This window comes from Microbulbifer sp. MKSA007 (assembly GCA_032615215.1).
Lineage (GTDB): Bacteria > Pseudomonadota > Gammaproteobacteria > Pseudomonadales > Cellvibrionaceae > Microbulbifer.
Genome location: CP128433.1, coordinates 179,580 through 203,627, shown reverse-complemented (window position 1 = coordinate 203,627; position 24,048 = coordinate 179,580). Strand labels below are relative to the sequence as shown.

At 47.2% G+C, this 24,048-nt stretch carries 27 protein-coding genes; 6 read left to right on the top strand and 21 right to left on the bottom strand.

Going from position 1 to position 24,048, the window contains the following annotated elements; genetic code table 11:
• Window positions 1–35 precede the first annotated feature (35 nt).
• Genes QT397_03515 through QT397_03495 form a run of 5 tightly spaced genes read right to left on the bottom strand, consistent with a single transcriptional unit; the run spans window position 36 to window position 4,161 of the window.
• Window positions 36–704, bottom strand: coding sequence for an SCO family protein (locus QT397_03515; GenBank protein WNZ56446.1), 669 nt, complete (start codon window positions 702–704; stop codon window positions 36–38).
• A gap of 7 nt (window positions 705–711) precedes the next feature.
• A complete protein-coding gene (gene cyoE, locus QT397_03510) occupies window positions 712–1,605 on the bottom strand; it encodes a heme o synthase (protein ID WNZ56445.1) in 894 nt (297 codons plus the stop codon).
• A gap of 37 nt (window positions 1,606–1,642) precedes the next feature.
• Window positions 1,643–2,734, bottom strand: coding sequence for a COX15/CtaA family protein (locus QT397_03505; protein ID WNZ56444.1), 1,092 nt, complete (start codon window positions 2,732–2,734; stop codon window positions 1,643–1,645).
• A gap of 25 nt (window positions 2,735–2,759) precedes the next feature.
• Window positions 2,760–3,398 (bottom strand): hypothetical protein, encoded by a 639-nt coding sequence (locus QT397_03500; GenBank protein WNZ56443.1) that lies wholly within the window; start codon window positions 3,396–3,398, stop codon window positions 2,760–2,762.
• A gap of 1 nt (window position 3,399) precedes the next feature.
• Window positions 3,400–4,161 (bottom strand): SURF1 family protein, encoded by a 762-nt coding sequence (locus tag QT397_03495; GenBank protein WNZ56442.1) that lies wholly within the window; start codon window positions 4,159–4,161, stop codon window positions 3,400–3,402.
• A 115-nt stretch (window positions 4,162–4,276) separates the two neighbouring features.
• Here QT397_03495 and QT397_03490 point away from each other — a divergent pair, with 115 nt between their 5' ends.
• Window positions 4,277–4,417 carry a hypothetical protein gene (locus QT397_03490; protein ID WNZ56441.1) on the top strand — a complete coding sequence of 47 codons (141 nt, stop codon included), beginning with the start codon at window positions 4,277–4,279 and terminating at the stop codon, window positions 4,415–4,417.
• A gap of 45 nt (window positions 4,418–4,462) precedes the next feature.
• On the opposite strand, the gene QT397_03485 is transcribed toward QT397_03490, so the two are convergent.
• From QT397_03485 to coxB, 4 genes are read right to left on the bottom strand one after another with little or no spacing between them, the layout of a single operon-like run.
• Window positions 4,463–5,353, bottom strand: coding sequence for a cytochrome c oxidase subunit 3 (locus tag QT397_03485; protein WNZ56440.1), 891 nt, complete (start codon window positions 5,351–5,353; stop codon window positions 4,463–4,465).
• A gap of 5 nt (window positions 5,354–5,358) precedes the next feature.
• Complete coding sequence (locus tag QT397_03480) at window positions 5,359–5,931, bottom strand: cytochrome c oxidase assembly protein (GenBank protein ID WNZ56439.1); 573 nt, start codon at window positions 5,929–5,931, stop codon at window positions 5,359–5,361.
• Between the two features lie 3 nt (window positions 5,932–5,934).
• On the bottom strand, window positions 5,935–7,485 hold the full coding sequence (gene ctaD, locus QT397_03475) for a cytochrome c oxidase subunit I (GenBank protein WNZ56438.1): 1,551 nt from the start codon (window positions 7,483–7,485) through the stop codon (window positions 5,935–5,937).
• 20 nt (window positions 7,486–7,505) lie between these two features.
• The gene (gene coxB, locus QT397_03470; GenBank protein WNZ56437.1) at window positions 7,506–8,651 is read right to left on the bottom strand and encodes a cytochrome c oxidase subunit II; all 1,146 of its coding nucleotides are present in this window, start codon (window positions 8,649–8,651) and stop codon (window positions 7,506–7,508) included.
• Between the two features lie 952 nt (window positions 8,652–9,603).
• Between coxB and QT397_03465 the strand changes: the two genes are divergently transcribed.
• Both QT397_03465 and QT397_03460 read left to right on the top strand, forming a co-directional pair.
• The gene (locus tag QT397_03465) at window positions 9,604–10,389 is read left to right on the top strand and encodes an MATE family efflux transporter (protein ID WNZ56436.1); all 786 of its coding nucleotides are present in this window, start codon (window positions 9,604–9,606) and stop codon (window positions 10,387–10,389) included.
• Complete coding sequence (locus QT397_03460; GenBank protein ID WNZ56435.1) at window positions 10,389–10,889, top strand: MATE family efflux transporter; 501 nt, start codon at window positions 10,389–10,391, stop codon at window positions 10,887–10,889. The genes QT397_03465 and QT397_03460 overlap by 1 nt, the downstream gene beginning before the upstream one ends.
• Before the next feature lie 211 nt (window positions 10,890–11,100).
• Here the strand turns inward: QT397_03460 and QT397_03455 are convergent, their stop codons facing one another.
• From QT397_03455 to QT397_03445, 3 genes are read right to left on the bottom strand one after another with little or no spacing between them, the layout of a single operon-like run.
• The gene (locus QT397_03455; GenBank protein WNZ56434.1) at window positions 11,101–11,931 is read right to left on the bottom strand and encodes a hypothetical protein; all 831 of its coding nucleotides are present in this window, start codon (window positions 11,929–11,931) and stop codon (window positions 11,101–11,103) included.
• Window positions 11,928–12,206 (bottom strand): YheV family putative zinc ribbon protein, encoded by a 279-nt coding sequence (locus QT397_03450; protein WNZ56433.1) that lies wholly within the window; start codon window positions 12,204–12,206, stop codon window positions 11,928–11,930. The genes QT397_03455 and QT397_03450 overlap by 4 nt, the downstream gene beginning before the upstream one ends.
• A 35-nt stretch (window positions 12,207–12,241) precedes the next feature.
• Window positions 12,242–14,290, bottom strand: a complete 2,049-nt coding sequence (locus tag QT397_03445; protein ID WNZ56432.1) for a M3 family metallopeptidase — start codon at window positions 14,288–14,290, stop codon at window positions 12,242–12,244.
• 65 nt (window positions 14,291–14,355) lie between these two features.
• On the opposite strand from QT397_03445, the gene QT397_03440 reads away from it, so the two are divergent.
• The 3 genes from QT397_03440 (at window position 14,356) to QT397_03430 (ending at window position 16,448) form a co-directional block, all read left to right on the top strand.
• On the top strand, window positions 14,356–14,910 hold the full coding sequence (locus QT397_03440) for a gamma carbonic anhydrase family protein (protein ID WNZ56431.1): 555 nt from the start codon (window positions 14,356–14,358) through the stop codon (window positions 14,908–14,910).
• 19 nt (window positions 14,911–14,929) lie between these two features.
• Window positions 14,930–15,844 carry a LysR family transcriptional regulator gene (locus tag QT397_03435; GenBank protein WNZ56430.1) on the top strand — a complete coding sequence of 305 codons (915 nt, stop codon included), beginning with the start codon at window positions 14,930–14,932 and terminating at the stop codon, window positions 15,842–15,844.
• An 85-nt stretch (window positions 15,845–15,929) separates the two neighbouring features.
• Complete coding sequence (locus tag QT397_03430; GenBank protein ID WNZ56429.1) at window positions 15,930–16,448, top strand: hypothetical protein; 519 nt, start codon at window positions 15,930–15,932, stop codon at window positions 16,446–16,448.
• Window positions 16,449–16,480: 32 nt separating this feature from the next.
• Here the strand turns inward: QT397_03430 and QT397_03425 are convergent, their stop codons facing one another.
• The 9 genes from QT397_03425 to QT397_03385 all read right to left on the bottom strand — a co-directional run bounded on the left by QT397_03425 (window position 16,481) and on the right by QT397_03385 (window position 23,877).
• A complete protein-coding gene (locus tag QT397_03425) occupies window positions 16,481–16,882 on the bottom strand; it encodes a hypothetical protein (GenBank protein WNZ56428.1) in 402 nt (133 codons plus the stop codon).
• A 15-nt stretch (window positions 16,883–16,897) separates the two neighbouring features.
• Window positions 16,898–17,731, bottom strand: a complete 834-nt coding sequence (aroE, locus tag QT397_03420) for a shikimate dehydrogenase (GenBank protein ID WNZ56427.1) — start codon at window positions 17,729–17,731, stop codon at window positions 16,898–16,900.
• Window positions 17,728–18,177 carry a hypothetical protein gene (locus QT397_03415; GenBank protein WNZ56426.1) on the bottom strand — a complete coding sequence of 150 codons (450 nt, stop codon included), beginning with the start codon at window positions 18,175–18,177 and terminating at the stop codon, window positions 17,728–17,730. Before QT397_03415 ends, aroE begins: the two co-directional genes overlap by 4 nt.
• Before the next feature lie 30 nt (window positions 18,178–18,207).
• On the bottom strand, window positions 18,208–19,113 hold the full coding sequence (gene hemF, locus QT397_03410) for an oxygen-dependent coproporphyrinogen oxidase (protein ID WNZ56425.1): 906 nt from the start codon (window positions 19,111–19,113) through the stop codon (window positions 18,208–18,210).
• 27 nt (window positions 19,114–19,140) lie between these two features.
• Window positions 19,141–19,707, bottom strand: a complete 567-nt coding sequence (locus tag QT397_03405) for an L-threonylcarbamoyladenylate synthase (protein WNZ56424.1) — start codon at window positions 19,705–19,707, stop codon at window positions 19,141–19,143.
• Between the two features lie 293 nt (window positions 19,708–20,000).
• Window positions 20,001–21,434: a catalase gene (locus tag QT397_03400; GenBank protein WNZ56423.1), complete on the bottom strand. Its 1,434-nt coding sequence runs from the start codon at window positions 21,432–21,434 to the stop codon at window positions 20,001–20,003.
• Window positions 21,435–21,562: 128 nt separating this feature from the next.
• Complete coding sequence (locus QT397_03395) at window positions 21,563–21,775, bottom strand: hypothetical protein (protein ID WNZ58612.1); 213 nt, start codon at window positions 21,773–21,775, stop codon at window positions 21,563–21,565.
• Window positions 21,700–22,728, bottom strand: coding sequence for a DNA-processing protein DprA (dprA, locus tag QT397_03390; GenBank protein WNZ56422.1), 1,029 nt, complete (start codon window positions 22,726–22,728; stop codon window positions 21,700–21,702). The genes QT397_03395 and dprA overlap by 76 nt, the downstream gene beginning before the upstream one ends.
• 78 nt (window positions 22,729–22,806) lie before the next feature.
• Window positions 22,807–23,877 carry a LysM domain-containing protein gene (locus tag QT397_03385; protein ID WNZ56421.1) on the bottom strand — a complete coding sequence of 357 codons (1,071 nt, stop codon included), beginning with the start codon at window positions 23,875–23,877 and terminating at the stop codon, window positions 22,807–22,809.
• Window positions 23,878–24,048 lie beyond the last annotated feature (171 nt).

The window sequence follows — 24,048 nt, the reverse complement described above, 5'->3', positions numbered from 1 at the left end:
ATTATTTGATAACAATAGCTCATGCGATTCCTTCACTATCCATTAAAGGTCGCTCGTATTGAACGATAGGTCAACTTCATTTTTGCAGGATCTAAAGGTGCCTTAAAAAAAGCGTGATAATGCCCTCTAGGATTAATTAATACAACTTGAGACCCATGATCGATAGTATAACCGCCCTCAGCAAGAGAAACTTTATTAAAAGGTACATTTAGCTGAGTGGCAAATTTCTTCAGCTTAAAAAAATCACCGGTAATACCACGGAATTCAGAATTAAAATAACGGACATACTGCCCTAACTGCTCCGGCTTGTCCCTGCTTGGGTCAACCGATACGAGTACTACGTCTGTAGATGCTCTGGTACTTTCGTCTAAAGTTTTATAAAAATTATTAAGTGTAGATAGAGTTGTTGGACAGATATCTGGACAGTGGGTAAACCCAAAAAATACCAGAGTCCACTTACCTTGAAAGTCTTTGGTATAGAAATCTCTACTGTCATCAGACAATAATTGTATATCTTCTATGATTCTTGGTCTCTGCAGTTTTACAGCGCCATTAATTCTAAGCTCCTCATCAGTAATAATACGAGGCTGTCCGAGCTTATGTATGAATCCTGCAAGCACAGCAAGAATCAATACTAAAAGAACAATAACGGTAATTCTAATTCCACGTTTCTGTTTATCGATGGCAGAATATTGATTTTCCACTTTTCCCTCACACTTCAATTAAATAATGATCTAATAGCATGATAAAAAATAGTGCCATTAAATAAATTATCGAATATTTGAAAGTCTCCATACCAGCATTGGGGTTTTTTCCAATGAGCATTACAAAGCTCCAATAAACAAAACCAAACCCAAGTACAACAGCACCCAGTAAATATAACCACCCAAACATCGCGGTAGCAAAGGGCAATAGGCTAACGGCCAGTAAAATAAAGGTATACAAAACTATATTTAGGTTTGTATAGGGTATTCCATGCGTAACCGGCAACATAGGAATATCAGCTTTTGCATACTCTTCTTTTCTATGTACGGCAAGGGCCCAAAAATGTGGAGGAGTCCAAGCAAAAATAATCAATACTAACAACAATGCATGCCCATGCACTTCCCCAGTAACCGCAGTCCATCCCAGTAAGGGCGGAGCGGCTCCTGCAAGCCCACCTATAACAATGTTTTGTGGTGTGGCGCGTTTCAGAAACATGGTGTAAATCACCGCATATCCGAGAAGAGATATTAAGGTTAGCCAAGCGGTAAGGGCATTTACAAAAACCAATAGGATAAACATCCCCGTCACGCCCAAGCTAAGAGCAAAAGCAATAGCTTTAGTTGGCTCAACCCGTCCTTTCGCAATCGGGCGATTACTGGTACGAGCCATTTTTGTATCAATATGACGATCAACTAAATGATTTACTGCCGCAGCACTACCCGCACAAAATGCAATTCCCAAATTACCAAATACTAAAATATCTAGCGGCACCATTCCTGGAACAGCTAAAAACATTCCAATAACAGAAGTTAACAGCATAAGCATAACTACTCGAGGCTTAGTAAGCTCATAGTAGTCCCGCCATTGAATTTGATGTATTCCCGTGGAATTTATGGCCATATTCGCACCTATTTTTATATTTATATACGCTTAATATCTAATTAAGATTGGATACGGTAGTTAAACCTTCTCCCCGCTCTATTACTTCCACATCGACTACCTCTTGTTTATTTATAATGACAGCATTCATTGTGTATATTCGGTAACAAAAAGTTAGCAGACTAAGAAGTAGAAGAGCTGCACCAGCATTGTGTGCCACAGCAATCCCTAATGGTAGAGACATAACAACATTTGCTATTCCCAAGCTGACTTGAAGAAGTAGTACCCCGTTAAGCCATAATGACCAACCTCTCAACCCAGACCTCCAAGCTAAAACTGAAAGAATGAGTACAATTGCTGTTGTAATCAGTGCTCCAATACGATGGGCAAGATGTATTGCCGTACGTGCATCACTCTCTAATGCACCACCTAAATAATTTGGGCCAATTTGTTGAAAAATATTAAAGCCTTCTACAAAGTTTGCCTGTGGCCACCATTGGTTATGACAAGTTGGAAAATCTGGACAAGCTAAAGCTGCGTAATTAGAGCTGGTCCAACCACCGAGTCCAATCTGTAGAATTACTATTGCAACTGCAGTCAGAGCAAGTAGCCGTAATCGCCTTATTCCCGGCAAATACCTCCCATGTAATTGTCTAGGTTTATCAGCCAACCTTTCACAGAGAATCCACAACATAGATAATGTTGCCATTCCACCTAATAGATGAGCAGTAACTACCTGCGGCCAAAGCTTCAAGGTTACCGTCCACATCCCAAAAGCAGCTTGCAGTATAATAATAATTAAAAGAATATGTGTTTGCTTAAAGGTTGGGGCTTGCCGATCTCTCCAAGCAAGATAAGTGAGTAATACAACGAATAAAAGTAAAGTTCCTGCAAAGTATCGATGAACCATTTCCGGCCAAGTTTTACTAACATCTACCGGAGAGTCCGGAAAAATCATATTGGCCGTTTTAATTTCTTTTATATCATTCGGCCAGGTGAGATGACCATAACAACCAGGCCAGTCTGGACAGCCCAAACCGGCATCCACCAACCTAGTAAATGCACCTAGAACAACAACTACGACAGCTAGAATACAGGCCGCCCAGGTAATGATATGTCGCCAATTCTTAGGGGTTTCTTGTTTAGACACTACTGAAAATCTCCGAATACTAATCTTATTGCTCGTAGGAGTACTTCAATAATCTTTTTATATCTTTAAGTAATTGGTTTCCGCTATGCTGCCGATCATAGGCCATCATTGCATAACCCTCCTGATCAACCAGCAATGCCTTGGTTGAAGTCACACCGTCATGATCAGTTTTCTGTACCAACTGCTTAAAGTTTTCATCATCCAAATTAACTATTTTTAGTTTCGGATGCTCAGTTTGTATTTGTTCTTGTCGTTTTTCATCCAAACTATCACCAACCACCAGTAGCCTCTCAACCCTATGAGCTTTTTCCCCCAGCCGAATATGAACCTGCCTACTTATATACAAGAGATCTTCACAATCTTTACCACAATCACTGTCACTTAATATTAGATAGCGCCATTTTGATTCTCCCTCTTGTGCCAGGGATTGCTGTTGTCCTTGAAAGGTGATTTTTATTTCAGTGATATCAAATGGGGGCTGCAATAATTCACCTTGATTAATTGTCTCTTTAGGCATGCCTAAGCCCGTATAGTAAACGACATAGGCAGCTGTAATTGGGAGTACGACGGATGCTAGCACTGAGAGTCCTTGAATGATTTTATTCGCTGGCTTCCTTTTGCTCAGATTTCTTTCAGGTGAAACTGGCTGACTATTTGATTTCATTTTAAAACTCCTTTTTCAAACTTCTACTCAATCTACGACGTAATCTAAAAATAATATTTGTGGCTGAATAAGCCCATAAAAGCCAGACAGCTATTGCCATCGTGAACCACTGGAAAGCATACGCTTGATGTTTTTCAGGGCCACTATTGAAAAAATTCCAATCAGTAATTAAAGCTGCACCTGAATCCGCAAACAAACGGATCGACCATCCATTGTTAACTAAGCCTATAGTCTCAATGAAATTTGAATTTATTTGTTGAATTCTATTATTAAAAACCGGGTCTAGACTAACACTCGAGGAGGTTTCAGTATCGATAGGGTATAAGTAGCCCTGAAGTGATTTCACATCAAGTGAAGCTGTTACTTCAGGTAAGCTATCTCGGTCGCCAGTAGAGGGAATCCAACCTCTATTGATAAGCCAATCAGTACTTTCTGTTGAGAATACTTGTAGTACTTCATAGCCAACACGACCGTTTCTTGTTCTGTTATCCAGAAAATATATTTCCTTCTGGAAAACTCCCACTAAAGTTACAGACGCATACTCTTGATAAGAACTTAGATTTGAGATTTCCTGCGGTTGCAGAGAGAGCCTACTCTCTACCTTTTGTATAAGTTCGACTTTCTGCTTTGCCCTATCAAGCTGCCACAATCCTAAAAAGATAAAAAGGATGAATGCACCCAGAGAAAATATCGTGATGGGCCAATTGCGAATCAGTGGTAAACTGATATCTTTCGCAGAAGCTGATGGAATATCTACTATCATGCGCAACTACATAAATAATGGAAAATAATAAAATGTGGCTAAAGATTGTTATTGTTGTCCTATTCCTTTCCGTACTTGCAAGTCTTTCAAGTGCACTTTTTTTCTACTTAGAGATATGGGAACACCTCAATCCAAGCGCACACTCTACGCATTAGGTATTAGAATACTCCTAGCGTCACTCTTACTTCTTGCCATTTGGTACGGCTTTGAAAGTGGCATTTTGGCAAAAACGGCACCTTGGGCTGATAAATATTAAGAAAACAAAGGCTTTCTATTAATACGATAGAAAGCCTTGCCCACATTAAGCACCTAGAACATATACAAATATAAACAGCCCGACCCAAACTACATCGACAAAATGCCAATACCAACTTGCTGCTTCAAAGCCAAAATGATCATCAGGTCTAAAATGATTGGCTATCACAGACCTTAACAACATGATCAACAACATAATTGTACCGAGTGTGACATGGGCACCATGAAATCCGGTCAGCATAAAGAATGTTGTACCATAGATTCCTGACTCAAGTGTTAACCCCAAGTGTTGATAGGCTTCGTAGTATTCTTTACCTTGTAAAAAAATAAACGCCCCACCCAATGCCACAGTGATTGCCAGTAATATATTGAAATTTTTTCTTTGATTCTTTTTCAGGAAAACATGTGCGAAGTGTACAGTTACACTGGAAGTGAGAAGTATGATGGTGTTCCATAGTGGCAAGTGCCATGGGTCTATTACATCTTTAGGCCCCATAAATTTTGCCGTTTCTCCGTTTGCTGCCGCGTCAGGAGTCACATATAGGGGCCAGCTACTTTCGAATCCCTCCCAAAGCATATTGGAAATTCCACGATCACCTTCACCACCTAGCCAGGGAACTGTAAAATTGCGTATGTAATATAGTGCTCCAAAGAATGCAGCAAAAAACATCACCTCAGAAAATATAAACCAGCCCATCCCCCAAACATATGATCTCTTTAACTGTTCACTATTGAGCCCTGCCATATTCTCCTTGATTACGGCAGCAAACCAAAACCACAAAACTGCGGCCATCGCTAACGCACCGGTGAAGAAAATATAGGAGCTTCCTCCATTAATCCAATTTGCTGCGCCGAACGCTATTAGGAATAGACCTATCGTCGCAAAAATTGGCAGCCTGGATTGTTCGGGCACGTAATAACTGCTTTCACTAGCCATAATTTTTATCCCTCTCGCTCGGGGTCGATATCATTCTTATCGGTTTTATTGGCAAACCTTTCCGTTACATCAAACAACGTATAGGAAAGCGTTACAGTATTCACACTTGCGGGAAGATCTGGATCCACAATAAAACGTAGTGGTAATTCTGCACTCTCTCCCGCTTTTAATTCTTGCTGGTTGAAGCAAAAACACTCTGTTTTATGAAAGTACTCAGCAGCCTTGAAAGGAACCATACTGGGAATTGCCTGACCAACCATATCCCTAGATGTCTTATTTTCTGCAATAAAAACAGTATCTTTAATTTCTCCAGGGTGTACTTTCAAAGACATTACACTCGGGCGAAATTCCCATGGCATATTTTCATTATTGTTTGCCACAAATTGCACCGTGACCAGCCTATTTTTATCAACCGCAGCTGGCACAGCTTCATAACGACCACCGGTTTTACCATTAAGTCCTGTGATTTCACAGAAGACATCGTAAATAGGCGGCATAATGAAGATTGCAAATACCAGCATGCTGGTCGCCACGGCCAGCAGCTTGATAGTTACCTTTGCATTTGCTCCAACTTTCATAGGTCAACGTACAACCGGTGGCGTACTAAACGTGTGATATGGGGCCGGGGAAGCAACCGTCCATTCCAGTCCCTCAGGATCATCCCAAACCTGATCGGATGCTTGTTTCCCGCCCATTACAGTTCGTACCACATTAAACAAAAATACTATTTGTGCGGCGCCAAACAGGAAGGCACCGATACTGGATATTTGATTGAAATCCGCAAATTGCAGTGCGTAATCAGGTATCCGACGTGGCATACCAGCCAGGCCAACAAAGTGCATTGGGAAGAAAGTTACATTGAGACCAATAAATGCCAGCCAGAAATGTACCTTGCCCATAACTTCGCTATACATATGGCCAGTCCATTTGGGCAACCAATAGTAAACACCAGCAGTAATTGAGAAGATTGCACCAGGAACCAGCACATAGTGGAAATGGGCAACCACAAAGTATGTATCGTGATATTGGAAGTCTGCAGGCGCAATCGCTAGCATCAGACCAGAGAATCCACCGATGGCGAAAAGGATGATGAATGCAATTGCAAAAAGCATCGGGGTTTCAAATGTCATGGATCCCCGGAACATGGTGGAAACCCAGTTAAAGATTTTCACTCCTGTAGGTACAGCGATCAGCATTGTGGCGTACATAAAGAACAGTTCACCTGCAATCGGCATTCCCACAGTAAACATATGGTGCGCCCATACGATAAAGCTCAGGAATGCAATTGCTGCGGTGGCATATACCATGGAGCTGTATCCAAAAAGAGGCTTACGAGCGAAGGTGGGGATAATTGCAGAGATAATGCCAAAGGCCGGCAAAATCATGATGTAAACTTCCGGGTGTCCGAAGAACCAGAACACATGCTGGAATAGAACCGGATCACCGCCACCGGCTGCACTGAAGAAACTTGTGCCAAAATGAATGTCCATCAACATCATGGTCACTACTCCGGCTAACACCGGCATTACAGCAATCAAAAGGTAAGCAGTGATCAGCCAGGTCCATACAAACAACGGCATTTTCATCAAGGTCATACCAGGAGCACGCATATTCAAAATGGTAGCGATAATGTTGATCGCACCCATGATGGACGAGGCACCCATAATATGAATGGCAAAAATGAAGAAGGTTACGCTGGGTGGCGCATATTCCGTTGAAAGTGGTGCATAAAATGTCCAACCGAAATTAGGCGCTCCCCCTTCCATAAATAAGGTCGATGCCAACATTGCGAAAGCAAAGGGCAAAATCCAAAAACTCCAGTTATTCATTCTTGGCAGTGCCATATCTGGCGCACCAATCATCATTGGTATCATCCAATTAGCCAACCCCACAAAAGCCGGCATTACGGCACCAAATACCATGATCAGACCATGCATAGTGGTCATTTGATTGAAAAATTCCGGCTGTACAATTTGCAAACCGGGCTCGAATAATTCAGCGCGTATAACCAATGCCATACATCCGCCGAGCAGGAACATCGCAAAACTAAACCACAAATACATAGAGCCTATATCTTTGTGGTTGGTCGTATAGAGCCAACGCTTTATACCGGGCTGAGGACCATGTGCCATTCTTAAATTCCTCCGGGCGCTTACTGCTTATTCTTAAAGTTGAGGATATCTACGGGTTGGACGGTATCACCCATCTCATTGCCGAAAGCGTTTCGCTGGTAAGTAATTACCGCAGCCAGATCCACTTCTGATAGCTGCTCACCAAAAGCCTGCATTGCGGGGTTTACCGTAGAACCATCGATAACGATATCTAAGTGGCCATTGAGGGGACCGGTAGCAATTTTTGAGCCAGCAATTGCCGGGAATACTCCGGGTACTCCCTGCCCGTTCGGCTGGTGGCAGGCGGCACATGTGCGTGTATAGACTTTTTCACCCTGAGCAAAAAGCTCTTCGAAGGTAAATGTCTTCGCTGTAAGTTCACGCATTTTTATGGCTTCTGCTGCACGAGAACTCAACCAGGCATCGTATTCAGCCTGTGGTACTGCTTTCACAACAATAGGCATAAATCCATGGTCTTTTCCGCACAATTCAGCACACTGCCCGCGATATATTCCCGGCTCCTCAATACGCGTCCAGGCATCATTGATAAAACCGGGGATAGCATCTTTTTTAACGGCTAGATCTGGGACCCACCACGCATGTATCACATCATTGGCAGTAATCAGGAAGCGGATTTTTTTCTTGATAGGAACAACCAGGGGCTCATCGACTTCTAGGAGGTAGTTAGCACCCTTAGGCTGGAGGTTATCAATTTGAGCTTTGGGAGTGGACAAGCTGGAAAAGAATGAAACATCAGTGCCCCGATATTCATATTTCCACTTCCACTGATAACCGGTGATTACGATATTGAGATCTTCTTCCTCAGTATCGTAAATATCATAGAGCGTTTTGGTGGCCGGTATCGCCATCAGAATCAGGATGACGGTGGGAATAATAGTCCACACCAATTCCACAACCGTGCTCTCATGAAATTGGGCCGCTTGGTATCCCTTACTTTTGCGGTGACGCCACATGCTGTAGAACATGATGCTGAACACCAATGCCCCTATAGCCACACAAATCCAAAAGATCAGCATGTGTAACTCGTAGGTGGTCTGGGCGACTTCTGTCACCCCCTGGGGCATATTAACCCCCCAGCGCTCAACGTCCTGCTCATTCGCTAACACCGCTTGTGCAGATAGCGAAGTAGCCAGCAAGGCGAACAGCCGATCAAAGCCTTTCAACATCGCCTACAGATCTCCGTGGTTGCGGGTCTCTCAGGGAAACCCGTAATTTTTATTTTGGCCACTGGCCTTCACGGATAAGCGAATTTTACCTGTATCAACTGCCTAACAGGATTAATTCCACACAAAATTTGTGGACATACTGTAGTAACACAAGACTACATACACTGGGCGAGGAGACCACCTCGCGTTACTGCCGTCAGTGCAACTTGTTATTCTTAGTAAAAGATTTTTTACTCCAGATGCCGTCGTCCGGAAAGGTACAACCAACAACCAGTTTCTTTATTTGTCGCAACTACTGCAGGTACAAAAGGAACACATCGACACGAAAAAGTCAATCGGGATCATTTTTGAATAACGTTGTCGCTTTGTGAAAAAATTCGGTGATTAACAAATAAATTTAACCACTTTGATAGGATACTTTTTCACAAGCAGAAAAAAGTCGCACCAAATAGAGACATGGCAATTTATTTGGTGAAAGATGACAACTAATCAAGCATTAACAATGCTGCCAAGAGAAGTATAAATCCTCGGGTTCAAGTGCCCCTGATTGCTTTTACACAGGTTGACAACGATTTTTAATCTCTAATACTAAATTCTGACTGCTTCACACAACCAAGGCAGATTAGTTTCAATAAGCTTGAGGATTATCAGGCAGATCAATACAGAATCCTGTACTATCTACACTCAATCAAAATGATTTTTCCGCCAAATATTTCGTTTCGATTTTGTAAGCGTTACCAAATGAATTGCTAATAGCAGTATTTGGAGACCGATTTAGGAAAAGGATCTTATCAGCTCTGTACTGTTACCATTGGTAGAATCCGCCTGCACAGCTTTTCTTTTTCCGATTTCGGCTAGAAGCCAATCTATCCGTTAGTTGTTATGACTTATGCCTTCTTCTACAAAACTTGAATCCCAACCCATGTCTCGCGTCTGGAATCTGGCTTGGCCAATGATACTGAGTAATATTTCAGTGCCCTTACTCGGGATAGTAGATACCGCAATTCTTGGTCACCTCCCATCTGCAGAGTACCTATCCGGTGTAGCTATCGGGGCTAGCGTAATGTCGATGCTTTTATGGGCATTTGGGTTTCTGCGCATGGGTACTACCGGACTGGTGGCTCGGAGTACAGATCTTGGGATTCAATGGTTAGTACGTGCACTAGTATTAGCCATGGGGTTGGGAATCATTCTGTTTATTGTTGCCTCTCCTTTAATCTACTATATCGTTGAGTGGATGAATGCCAGTCAGGAAGCACAACCCCACGCACTGGCCTACCTACAAATACGTCTGTTATCTGCCCCACTGGCTCTGGCAAACTTTGCCATTCTGGGTTTTTTTATTGGTCGACAAGATAGCCGTGCGCCTCTATATATACTTTTCGCTGCCAATCTACTGAACATAGCCCTCGATTTCCTATTTATTCTTGGCCTGGGCCTAGGGGCAAAAGGTGCAGCAGCGGCAACGGTACTCGCTGATATTTTTGCATTTCTACTGGGTCTCTATCTTCTTTCCAGGGTTCATGTTGGTATCTGGTCCTATATACGCAAAGAAATTGGGCAGAAGAAACTTCTCCCCTGGATCGATTCATCCCCATGGATCAATCTTTTAAAGATAAATACAGACTTGTTTATAAGAACCTGTTTGCTCTTGCTAACACTCACTTTTTTACTGCACAAGGGGCAGCCCAAGGTGATAATGTACTTGCTGCAAATGCTATTCTTATACAGTTATTAATGATGACTTCCTATGCCCTGGATGGTTTTGCTCATGCTACCGAGGCCTTGGTTGGGGAATCCATGGCAAAAAGATCAACGGCTCTATTCAGAAATACCGTTCGCAGTGCAGGTTTGTGGGCCCTGGGAAGCGCTGTCCTGATTACGCTGGTTCTAGTTTCAGGGAAACCCTTCATTCTATCTTTATTTACAGATATCAAACCAGTAATTCACCAAGCGGAACAGGTATATTGGTGGCTCTGTGCACTACCTTTATTAGCGGTTTGGAGCTATCAGCTCGATGGTGTTTTTATCGGTGCTGGGAGAAGTCGCGATATGCGTAATACTATGTTTATAGCCTCAGTACTGGTTTTCTTTCCCGCCTGGTGGTTTACAAGGGATTGGGGGAATACAGGCATATGGTTCAGCTTGTTTTTGTGGATCGGAGCACGATCTTTAGGACTCATAGTATATTTTCAATACTACATTGTAACCAATTCCTGGATACGTAAATTACAGTAAAACTGTGGCAGGATATTTAGAGTTATTTTTTAATGTATAAATAACAGAATGTGACAAATTTTGCGATTGAGAAATTAACTATTTCAGTCAGGATTACTCACTATCAAAATAGTAAATCTCTTACGATGCTACAAACACATTTAAAGCTATAATCTCAGGTTGGTAAATAATGAGCGGGCAAAGCAACAAATAATAAAGCCCGCTCACATTTTTAATAGCTTGAAGACCGCACCTGTTTTTGCACTAAAATTTGCTTAAAATTTCCATAAAACGCTCCTTCTCCCTGGATGACAGCATTATATAAGTCTTCAACCTTCTGCTTTAATTCTTGGCTATAAAAATATAGGCTGCCATTTCGGACACTGTAGGACTTTGGGTTCTCGGCCATGGTTTTGTAAAAAAGAGATACCCTTTCCAGATAGGTATCTGCCTGCTTTTTGGAAAAATTACCTTGTTGGTAATTATCTAAAACCTGAGAACTGATTCTTTGAAGAGTTAATTCGCGCTCTTCATCTGAAAAACGAAAGGCTTTTAATTGCGTGTTGATATCACGCTTTAGGTCTTTCATATAGCGAGCAGCAGCTTCTGCTGATTCATATAGTGCGTGAATAGTCTTTTCCCGCTTCCGCAGAGCACCGCGATCTTTCAAGGTATATATATTGGAGATTTCCTTTTCGGAGAAATCGCCTAGGGGGCGAAAAATAGTGACATGTTGCAAATTGCTATTCCTTGTGAGCTTGTCACAAATCTTTATTGCATGTCTCCACTTTTCAAAAGATTCTCCTTTAAGGATTTGATCAGGTAAAGCTTTTACAGCCACTCCCAACCTATTTTCCTCTTCAATGTAAAAATCTGGATGGGCTTTCCAGTCATTAGCCTGTAAACGGAATAACGTAAGTATCCCCTGATTCACACAGCTCGTTAGTAGATAGGCAACTTGTTCTCTCTGCCGTTCTGTATTTTTTCGATGGCGATCAAGGCCATAGAGACCTATGATCGCAACCGTAATAAAAACCACCAGTATAAAAAATATTTTTTTCACTTTTTACGGCTACTTGTGGGTTGGATAAGTTTCACTGGCTCCTCGTGAATATCTTTCTCTGTATCTTGGTTAACACGAGTAGACAGTTCTGTTGGCGCTGACTGCAATCGAATTTCATCCTTAAACCCACAGGCAACACATTCCCTATAATTTTTCCCATCCTTGTGATAGTTAATAATTTTATCCATTTCGCTACAGCGGGGGCACACAGCCCCTGCAATAAAGCGTTTTTTAACGATCTTACCAGACTCAGCCGAATCTTCTTTCTTCATCATGACTACTACTCAATATTTCATGACTGACTTATCCGTTACACAGGACTGATATTCAGCTCTTGCTGCTCGATACCAGAGTGACGCAATAGGGCATCAATTTGCGGCTCTCGTCCACGGAATTGAACAAACAGCTCCAACGCATCACGGCTACCACCCTGTTCCAAAATACTGTGCAGAAATTTATTTCCCGTCTCTCTATTAAAGATACCATCTTCCTCAAATAGAGAAAAAGCATCTGCCGAAAGCACTTCTGCCCATTTATAGCTGTAATATCCTGCGGCATAACCACCAGCAAAAATATGGCTAAAAGCATTTTGGAAGCGGTTTTCTGCGGCGATAGGCACAACAGCAATCTCTGCTCGTACCTGATCCAGTAAAACCTGAACTTTATCGGCGGTCAATGCCTCTTCGCTGGCATGGAGGCGAAAATCAAAAAGTGCAAACTCCAACTGGCGTACTGTAAACATGGCAGATTGGAAATTTTTCGCTGCCAGCATTTTATTCAGTAAAGCTTCGGGAAGGGCCTCTCCAGTTTCGAAATGTGCAGAAATTATGGAAATAGCCTGGGGTTGCCAACACCAATTTTCCAGAAATTGGCTGGGCATTTCCACCGCATCCCAAGCAACACCATTAATACCAGAAACTGCTGCCACATCAATCTGTGTCAGCATATGGTGGAGGCCATGGCCGAATTCATGGAATAAAGTGGTTACTTCCGTGTGGGTTAAAAGTGAGGGGATATCACCTGCAGCCGGACTGAAATTACATACTAGATAAGCTATAGGCAACTGGAGTCCGTTGAGCGTGTGGCGACGACTACTTACTGTATCCATCCAGGCCCCGCCACGCTTTTTCTCACGCGCGAACGCATCCAAATAGAAACCAGCTATCTTTTCGCCATCTCTCAGCAGCCAAAAGAACTGCACGTCGGCATGCCAAGTAGCAACGCTGGTATCTTCTTCAACTGTGATTCCGAATAATTTATCCACCACAGTAAAGAGGCCGTCAACGACTTTGGCGTAAGGGAAATAGGGCCTCAATTCCTCTTGGCTGATGGCGTATCGCTGCTGTTTGAGCTTTTCTGCGGCCCAGGCCACATCCCATGGTTGCAACTCTTCAATACTGAGTTGGTCTGCAGCAAACGCTTTCAGCTCAGCCATTTCTCGTTGGGCAGCTGGCCTGGCTCGTTCTGCCAGATCCTGTAGAAATTCCAAAACCCGCTCTGTATTTGGAGCCATTTTGCTGGCCAATGACAACTCCGCATAGCTGTTCATTCCCAGTAAACTGGCCTGTTCAGCGCGCAATGCGAGAATTGCCTCCATCACTTCGGAGTTATCGTATTCACCTGCCTGGGGACCAACTTCGGATGCGCGACTAACAAAAGCCAAATGGACATCCCGACGCAGAGATCTATTTTCAGCGTGGGTCATAACAGCGAGAAAGCTGGGCCCCTCTAAGGTAATCAGCCACCCATCGAGGCCTTTTGCCTCAGCTGCATTCCGTGCAGCGGCAAGAGCAGTTTGAGGAAGCCCCTGAAGCTGAGCTTCATCATTTGTATGCCAGGTCCAGGCATTGGTTGCATCGAGGACATTGTTGGCAAATTGGCTGGATAACTCCGCCAAACGCTGACTGTTAACGGCAAACTTTTCACGGGCCTCTCCTTCAAGGCCTACACCACCAAGTTCAAAGTCTCTGACTCCCAGCTCCAAAGACTTCTTGCGTGCCTGTGGCCAGTTTACAAACTCGGGCGACTGCATTAATTGGAGGTACAGGTCGTAAAGTTCACGATTTTGCCCCTGCTTTGTCCAGTAAGCCGTCACTTTGGCTAAAGCGGCCTCATAGGGCGCCCGCCAGGGGCCACTTAGAACGCTATTCAGGTGACTGACTGGGGAGAAGGCTCGATTTAGCTGGTCTTCCGCCTGCTCCAGAGGCACCAGCGTATTATCCCAGCTGGGGGTCTCCAATCCCTGTTGAAGGGTTTGCTCACACGTTTTAATCAGTTCGGCGATGGCGGGTTCCACCTGCTCGGGCTCGAGATTATCAAAAGGCGGCAGCAGCGGGATATTCAACAGTGGATTGGACATATAAGACTCTGTGCTCGAATTAGGATAAAGCTATGATAGAGGATTCATTGTACAGGAGCTTATTTATGTCCCCACTGCGCAGCCACGATGATTCCCACGGCGAGAAGTTTCCAGAACTTGGCGACAGCGTATATATCGATCCGCAATCCGCAGTCATTGGTGACGTTACCCTGGGGGATGATTGCTCCGTATGGCCCATGGCCGTTGTGCGCGGTGATATGCATAAGATCCGCATCGGCGCGCGAACCAGTGTACAGGATGGGGCTGTTCTCCATATCACCCATGCGGGACCATTCAACGCCGACGGTTGGCCGCTGACCATTGGCGAAGATGTCACTATCGGTCATAAAGCCTGCCTGCACGGTTGTACCATCGGCAACCGGATCTTAATTGGTATCGGATCTATTGTTCTCGACGGAGCCATTATTGAGGACGATGTCGTACTGGCAGCCGGAGCACTGGTTCCGCCCGGTAAAACCCTGGAGAGTGGTTATCTCTACGTAGGCGCCCCCTGCAAAAAGGCGCGCCCCCTGTCTGACAAGGAAAAGGCTTTCTTTAAGTATTCCGCTGAAAACTACGTGAAACTGAAAGATCAGTATCTCCTTAAGCAGCAACCATAGTCACAGCCGGCTCCCCGCTATGCTTAACCTGAATATGGACCAGCTGCATATTTTTGTGCGCTCCTGTGAAGTCGGATCTTTTTCGGCGGTTGCTCGCGAAGTGGGCCGGGCTCAGTCTTCTGTAAGCAGCTTGATTCAAAATCTTGAACTCGACCTGGGGCTGACTCTATTTAACCGCGAAGGGAAATATCCCCAACCCACCGCCGCCGCTTTGGCATTACTACCATTAGCACGTCAATCGTTGGGGCAGTTGCAGCGCTTCCAACAAGCGGCAATTTCCTTCCAGCGGGGAGAGGAGCCCCAGCTCAATATATTATTTGAAGAGCTGGTAATGCCAGATCGACTCAACGATATGCTGGTAACTTTCAGCGAGCGCTTTCCGCATACTGAGCTTCAGCTCGGCAGTGTTACTGGGGAGGAAGCAGTCCAGCAGGTGACACTGGGTGAAGCCGATTTTGCCTTTGTCACCTCAAGGGATTCCTATCCCAGCTCGCTGGATACCAGTAACCTGGGACAACAGCGGGTACTTAGCCTGGCCTGCCCGGAACATCCCCTTGCCCAGAAAAAACAATCCTCATTGAATGAAGCGGCCCAGCACCGACAGATCACCACAGCACCAGAATCCCAAAGGTACCGTTGGCAGCTCTCTGCACAGACTTGGCGGAGTGATTCTCTGCTACAGGCCCTGGATCTGGCATGTAAGGGGGTTGGGTGGGTCAATGCGCCCTACGAACTGGCCCGGCCCTTTTTAAAAAGCGGCAGGTTGGTTGAGCTCAACTTAACCGGTTCTCTCAATACCTGGAGCCTCGGTGTGGATCTGCTCTGGTCCAAGCAGACGCCACAAGGCTTAGCTGCGCAATGGTTTGCCCGAGAGGCCCGGCGACTCTACGGTAACTTTTACAGCCCACCTATCGAAATATCCGATAGAAACTAATTTTTACCTATCAGGCTTTTACATAAGACTTGGCGTTGTAGGCCGATGGTCTGTGACTCAATCCGACTTGATTAGGAGCCAAACTATGTCGAAAGAGCAATACCTCCAGGAAATGGAGGCCTTCTCCCAAAAATACCGCTATGACATGGACTACTTGCGCGAGTTTCTTCAGGGCTCTCCTGAAGGCTTTGAAAAATTTAGAAATTTTCAGCCCCTATCCATGCACAGGGAGTTTTTACCTATTGATGTTTTTTGGGTGAGTAAGATAGCGGCAATGCAAGTAGCTGATTGCGGCATGTGCCTGCAACTGAATGTGCGTATGGCCCTAGAGGCTGGTGTTGAACCCCACTTGGTGAAAGCTTGTATCCAAGGCGGCAGCGGCCTGCCTGAGAACTTGCAGGACATTTTTGATTTTGCAACAGCCGTGGCCAGCTACAAAACGATCGATCCTGTTCTCAATGAACGGATAGGTGCACAACTGGATAACCGACAGAGAATCGAGCTGGGGGTCAGCGTCGCTACCGCGTCGGTCTTCCCCACAATCAAGCGGGCTATGGGATATACCCAAAGCTGCAGCCTGGTTGAGATCGAATTTAAACAGTGATGTGGCAGGCCTTGGCAACCAAGGCCTCCTCACTATTTACCCTGTAGCCGCAGCAGTGCCGATGCACCTATGCCGCCAATGGCACAAGCTAGAACGATAACCAGGGGCGTCATTTGTCCCAGTACCAGAGCACCGTAGTCATAACCTCTCTGCGGCAGAAGATACAACAGCATCAACCCTGCCGGCACCAGGGATAAGAGGAAGCCCCTTATTAACCAGGCGTTGCGCAAAGGCAACAAAAACAGCAGCCCGAAAACTCCACCCCAAACTACGCGCTGGTACAGGTAGGCATTGCTCAGGGATGGCGCCAAATCTACCCCTAGAAACTGGGTGAAGCCATACCGCCCCATGGCCCATAGCCCCACGGCATAGCAGAGCCCACCGAAACACCCCACAGCAAAACAAATCGACAGGTTTCGCACAATATCACGCACAACGCTTTCTCTCTTTTAATTATCGGTTGTCTGATTGAGGGCCCGGCGCAACTTGGCCATGATCGGCGCTGTTTCAGGACGTACACCACGCCACAGTAAAAATGACTCAGCGGCCTGCTCTACCAACATCCCAAGGCCATCAGCACTCTCTGCGCCCTGTCCACGCGCCCATTGTAAAAAAGGCGTTGGCTCGGCGGCGTACATCATGTCGTAAGCTTTACCATGACTGGCGACACAGCCTTCAGGAAGCGGCGGCAGCACACCGCCAAGGCTTGCGGAACTCGCATTGATAATCAGGTCGTAGCAGCCTCTCAATTCCTCCAGGCCGCCACCACTTAATTCGCCCAACTGGGAAAATTCTGCCGCAAGCTGTACCGCTTTTTCTGAGGTGCGGTTGGCAATATGTAAATGTGCTGGTTTTTCCGCAAGGATTGGCAGCAATGCTCCCCGGGCGGCTCCGCCAGCTCCCAGTAAGAGAACTTTCCGATCCTTAATTTCCCAGCCCAAGTTGGTACAAATATCAAATACCAGGCCGGTCCCGTCGGTGTTGTCGCCGAGAATCTTTCCACCTTCGGCCAGTGCCAAGGTGTTCACCGCTCCCACTGACGCAGCCCGCTCGGTCAAGTTATCCGCCATCTCAAATGCTTGCAGCTTGAAGGGCACCGTCACATTGAGGCCACAACCACCCTCAGCAAAAAATGTTCGCGCGTAATCAACAAAGCCATCCAGAGGGGCAAGCAGTTTCCTGTAATCGATATCCTCGCCTGTTTGCGCGACAAAGGCTCGGTGTATCTCCGGTGAGAGGGAGTGCTCTATAGGGTTACCCACCACCGCATAGCGGTCACTCATGATTCCGCCCTTTTGCGCTCTCTCGCTGCCTCACGAATCTTGGCACTTTCATCGACAATTATTAAACCGTCAATTTTGAGGCCGTCGGCAGCTTCGGTGACTAAATAGCGGGTTTGTGAGCTGTACAGCTCTACCGCCTTTTCTTCCCCCTGCGGGTGTAACAGGGTCCAGCGCAAGCTCGCAAGGGTGCTGTAATTATTCAGCTCTATCACCTCGGTAACAGTGCCGAGAATCTGACAGACACCAAGGCGTCGATAAGCATTGAGGAGCTTAACCACCTGCTGGATAAACTCATCCCGTTCTACGGTGAGCTTTACGCCATCTTCCCGGTAGTAGTGCAGTGGGAAACGATAAAAGTCAGCAATCTGCTCAACATCTCCCGTTTCAAAATGCCGCCTGTAATCGAGAAACAGGGAGTTGATTCCTTCCAATCGCGATGGGTGCACAACAAACCTCCATTGTGACAAATTGCTTGGCTATACCCAGTCTCTGTGTGGCAGAAAATCAGTGTATAGCTTCTCTTCCGCAGATCCCGGCTCTGGTTGCCAGTCATACTTCCAACTCACCAGTGACGGCAAGGACATCAGAATGGATTCTGTACGCCCACCACTTTGCAATCCGAACAGAGTGCCACGATCAAAGACCAGGTTGAATTCCACATAGCGCCCACGGCGGTAGAGTTGGAATTCACGCTCGCGCTCACCGTAAGCAGCCTCTTTGCGCTTCTGCACAATGGGTAGATAAGCCTCCAAGTAACTATCGCCAACAGCGCGCATAAGCGCAAAAGCATTGTCGTAGCCACCTTCGTTAAAATCATCGAAAAAGAGTCCGCCGACTCCCCGAGCTTCATCCCGATGCTTCAAGTAGAAATATTTGTCACACCACTGCTTAAAGCGAGGGTATACCTCCCTGCCAAAAGGCTCACAGGCCTGCTTGGCCGTTTGGTGCCAATGTACGGCATCCTCGTGATAGCCGTAATACGGGGTCAAATCATAGCCACCACCAAACCACCAGATGGGCTCAGCTCCTGGCTTTTTCGCCACAAATAGACGCACGTTTGCATGGCTAGTGGGTACGTAAGGGTTGCGCGGGTGAATGACCAAGGAGACGCCCATTGCTTCAAAAGAACAACCGGCCAGTTCGGGGCGATTAGCCGTGGCCGAAGGCGGGAGTCCATCCCCATAAACATGGGAAAAGTTCACTCCGCCTTTTTCGATCAGATTCCCCTCTTCCAGCACTCGAGTTCGACCACCGCCACCACCGGGCCTGTCCCAGTTATCCTCACGAAATGACTGACCGTCTTCTTCGCTCAGGGCATTGCAAATACGGTCTTGTAGGCCGAGTAGATAGGCCTTTACTTCCTTGGTATCGATATCACTCATAGGCGAAAACTACGTCTCTGTTTGAGGTTAGGCACCCGCCCTCAGCACACGGCCGCTTTGCAGATCGCGAATTTCACTGGGGGCGCTGCGGCCGCCGGTCGAGCCGCCGCCGACAAAGTCGAGGTCGCGGCCGAAATAGCGTAGTACCTGGTACTTATTACGGGCGGGCTGAGACCCGGCCGGGTTTGCTGAAGTGGATACGATAGCACCGCCAAAGGCGCGTGTTAACGCAGCAGTAAACGGGTGATCGGTGCAGCGCAGGGCCACAGATTTATGTACTCCACAGACCCAGGCAGGAATTAAGCCCCGATGGGGTACGAGCCATGTCACCGGTCCCGGCCAGCTGCAATCCAGCTGCTCCTGTTGTTGATCACTAAGGTTTCTAAGGAGCGGATCAAAATGTCTTCTGTCACCGGAGACCAGGATCAAACCCTTCTCAAGTGGGCGATGCTTGAGTTGTAGCAAGCGCCTGACAGCCAGCAGGTTATTGGGGTCGCAAGCCAAGCCCCATACAGATTCAGTGGGATGGGCAATAACACCACCCGCTGCCAGGGCGCGGGCAGCCTGTTTTACGGAAAGCGGTGAATACTTCATTTTTAAGCTGGTCTTACTTCATTTTTAGGCCGCTGCCAATCTTGCTGCAACGGAAGATGGAATTTATCCAAGGCGCCAGGCAACTTTTCCTACAGGCAGATCGAAGTCAAAATCCACGAGGATCGCTCCAAAAGGCTTCTCTTTCGACTTACTTTACTGCCGAGCGAGGTAAACCACTGCAATCTAGCGGATTGCCCAACTGCGCACAAGTTGTAACCGCCTTGCTCAGCCCAGCTTTCTATTTGAGCAAAGGCTGTGGCAATTTATATTAAACAGGGCCTGCGAACAGCTCCTCAAAGCGCCATTTTTACCCCTGACGCATAGCTGGGATGTACTTTGTGGAACTCAGCCAATTGTCGCTGAATTATTTCATCCGGTACACCCGCCATCGCTTCTGCAATATTGTTATATAAGCGCTGTTTTTGTTCATCGTCGAACAAATCAAAGAGCGCTCGAACCTGACTGTAATCGTCATTGCCTTTGCGGTGGTCATATCTATCTGCCGCACCGGATATTGGTAACGGGGGTTCTTTCGCTTTTGGGTCCTCCTCTGGTCCAGAAAAACTATTGGGCTCATAAAAGGCATCCGGGTTGCCGCTTCGGATACCCGTACTATTCATTTCACCATCCCGGTAATAATTATGGACCGGGCAGCGGGGAGCATTCACGGGAAGACTCTCGTAGTGAGTCCCCAAGCGGTGACGGTGTGCATCGGCATAAGAAAATATACGCGCTTGCAACATCTTATCCGGTGAGAAACTGATACCCGGTACGATATTGGATGGAGAGAAAGCTGCCTGCTCGATTTCTGCAAAATAGTCTTGCGGGTTGCGATTCAACTCCATGGTTCCCACCTCGATGGGAGGGTAATCACCGTGGGGCCAAACCTTGGTGAGGTCAAAGGGGTTGTAGCTTGTTTTGCCAAGGTCTGCCTCGGGCATGACCTGAACTTGGAATGTCCACTTCGGGCATTCCCCATTTTCTATCGCGCTGTACATCGCCTCCTGGTAACTCTCCCTGGAGCGTCCAATCACAGCTTCAGCTTCCGTATTGGTGAAGTACCTATGTCCCTGCTGAGTCTTAAAATGAAATTTGACCCAGAAGCGCTCTCCATTGTGATTCCACAGTGAGAAGGTATGGGAGCCATAACCATTCATATGCAACGGGGATATGGGCAAACCGCGATCGGAGAATAGTATGGTCACTTGGTGAAGACTCTCGGGGCTCAGCGACCAGAAATCCCACATGGCCGTAGGGGAGCGCAAGTGAGTGCGGGGGTGGCGTTTTTGTGTGTGGATAAAATCCGGGAACTTGTAGGGGTCTCGTACAAAAAAGACCGGCGTATTGTTGCCGACCAAATCCCAATTGCCCTCCTCCGTATAAAACTTCAGTGCAAAACCACGAACATCCCGTTCCGCATCAGCTGCACCTAACTCGCCGGCCACAGTTGAAAATCGAGCCAACAGTGGGGTCTCTGCTCCAGGCTGCAGCACCCGGGCACAGGTGTAGTTAGAAATATCACCGGTTACCCTCAAAACCCCATAGGCGCCCCAACCTTTGGCATGTACCGCCCGCTCGGGTATACGCTCACGATTTTGATGCGCCAGTTTTTCGATAAGCTGATAATCTTGAATCAATAGTGGGCCATCTGGCCCCGCTGTAAGGCTATTTTGATTATCGGGAACCGGAGCGCCGGCATCAGTGGTGAGTTTGGGTTTATCCGCCATAATTAGACTCCACTTTTGGAATCCACTGAGTATTAGCGCTGTCCCAGAACTGCGCGAATTGATCGGCGGCTACACCATCAAACAAGGGGATTCTTACTAATTCTTTCCGTAACTTCCGAGCAAGACCTTTAGAGGCTCACTGGCTCCGCAGGGGGTTTAGCCAGTTTTTTCCCTTCTGTATAACGGCTGCCCTTCATTGTTAGCTGGTAAGACCCTGTGAATTGCTCTACCAAGCCCTCTAACTCCAACTCCATCAATACAGCCATCAATTCACCCGCCTCAATCCCGGTATCACGAGACAATAGCTCGATACTCCGAGGCCCTCCGGCAAGCGCTCTGATGATATGTTGCTGAAGCTCGGGCAGTGGTTTACCGGGGGGAGTTCAGTGGGTGTGGGCTCTGCCAGTAAACCGCCGAGCTGGCCGGCTACATCTGCGCTGGTTTCAACCAGTGTCGCACCTTCTTTAATCAGGTAGTGGCAACCCCTGGCCATTGGATTGTGGATAGAACCTGGTATCGCAAAAACCTCTCGATTCTGCTCCAGCGCCAAACGTGCCGTAATCAGAGAACCTGAGCGCATTGCTGCTTCTACCAGTAATACCCCCATTGAAAGGCCACTGATAATCCGGTTCCTCCGAGGAAAATTCTTCGCTTCAGCATTGCTGCCAAGAGGCAATTCGCTTATTAGAGCACCGCCTGCAGAGAGAATATCCTCCGCCAGGGAGCGATTATGTTTTGGATAAATGCGGTCAACTCCACTACCCAAAACTGCGATCGTGGAGCCCGCTCCCTGCAGCGCCCCCCGGTGAGCTGCGGCATCCACGCCCAGAGCCAGCCCGGAAGTGATAGCAAATCCGGAACCTGCCAATTCCGCGGCAAAGGCCCGGGCATTATCCAGACCCGCCACAGTGGCCCGACGGGCACCCACCATCGCTACCTGCGGTAGATTTAGAGCGCTTTTTTCACCACGGATATAAAGCACAGGCGGGGGGCGCGACGTCTCCGATAAAAGGGCGGGATAGTCGGGATCGCTGTGACAAATCAGCTGCACGCCCAGATCTGCGCAGCGGGCTCGCTCAAGCTCAACCCAATCAGCGAGCTCACTGGCGGCAGATCGGCTGGAAAATTCCCGCCACTGGTTTTGGGCCCGCGGTGATAACTTTTGCAGAAGAGATTGAGGAAACTGCTGGAGAGCCTCTTCGGCAGTGGCAAAGTGCTCCAGTAATTGCCAGTAGCGAGCCGGGCCAATTCCCTCGAGACGCAGCAACGCCATAGTAGCGGTCAATGCATCCATGCGACTTACCATTTTCTGTTTTGAAGGTTGTGCGGCAGGGCAAACAGCAACACCAGCCGCGAGATTTTCTGGGATCGCTTAGGGGTTGCGCACCATATCCATCACTGCCAGCGGACGACGGGCGTCCAGTACCAGGGCTAGGCTCATTTTTTCAAAGGTGCGGAATACCATCAGCTCACCGGCACGGGTATCTGGAAGCTTCACTACGTCACCAGCAATACGGTCACGCACTGTTGAACCCGCTTTGTATATCGCCAGGACATTACCCGGCAGCAGTCCATCCCGATCACCGACATTGAGAATTACGACATCAAATTTACCAATTTGAGTAACCCCTTCATCGACTCCTACAATCAGGCTATCGATAGCGATAGTGGGCGCGCTGGGGTGGAACAGGGCTTCAATTGAGCGCTCCTCCACCGGCATCAACCGATCATCAAGGCGAACCTCACGGGCAGTGCTGCGCACGCCCATAGTCGCAACGGAAAAGGTCGGGTTGTTGTCTGGGTCCAACTGCAGCAAGTCGACAGAACCTACACCGAGGGCTTGTCGACCGAGGACTTCTCCGGATACAGGGTCTGTATAGACCGGGCCGGGGCGATAAATGCCATAAGACGGCAGTGGAGCACCAAAATTACCGCGCGCATAGATGGTGTCACCCGCTCCCATCAGAATGTGGTCATCGGAGCCGGAAACAATGTAAGGAGTACCTTCAAAAGCACCGGGCTCCACAATACGGGTACGGGATAAGAAAGCATTAATCGCATCCAGCGGAATCGCCGAGATCGCGTCTTCTACCGCCTCGCGACGGATCGAGGGCGACAACCGATTACCATCAATCCCCGGGGATAGTTGATACGCCCGGGGGCCGCGCTGCAGTTGTAATTGTGGCTGGCCATTGATGTAAACAAGGCGCAGGCTATCTCCTGGATAAATCAGGTGGGGGTTTTCCACCTGTGGGTTCACTTGCCAAATCTCCGGCCAGTACCAGGGTTGCACCAGAAATTGACTGGAAATATCCCAGAGCGTATCGCCCTTTTGCACCACATAAGCGTCGGGGTGACTGGGGTTCAGGCGAACCTGATCCTGTGCTTCGACACCAAGGGCAACCGCTAACATCGAGATCGCGGCCAGGATAATTTTTTTCATGGAAGCATTCCTATGCTCTTTATCGCTATAATTCTCAGCGCCGGGCCACTCCCGTGAAGGGAGCGAGACCGGACCCGGGCGCATAGCGCCAGCAAAAACAGGGGTCCACTCGGTAAATTTTGAGCGCGATCATAATGTTATCAGCGCACGTTCAACGAATACTAGAAGTTT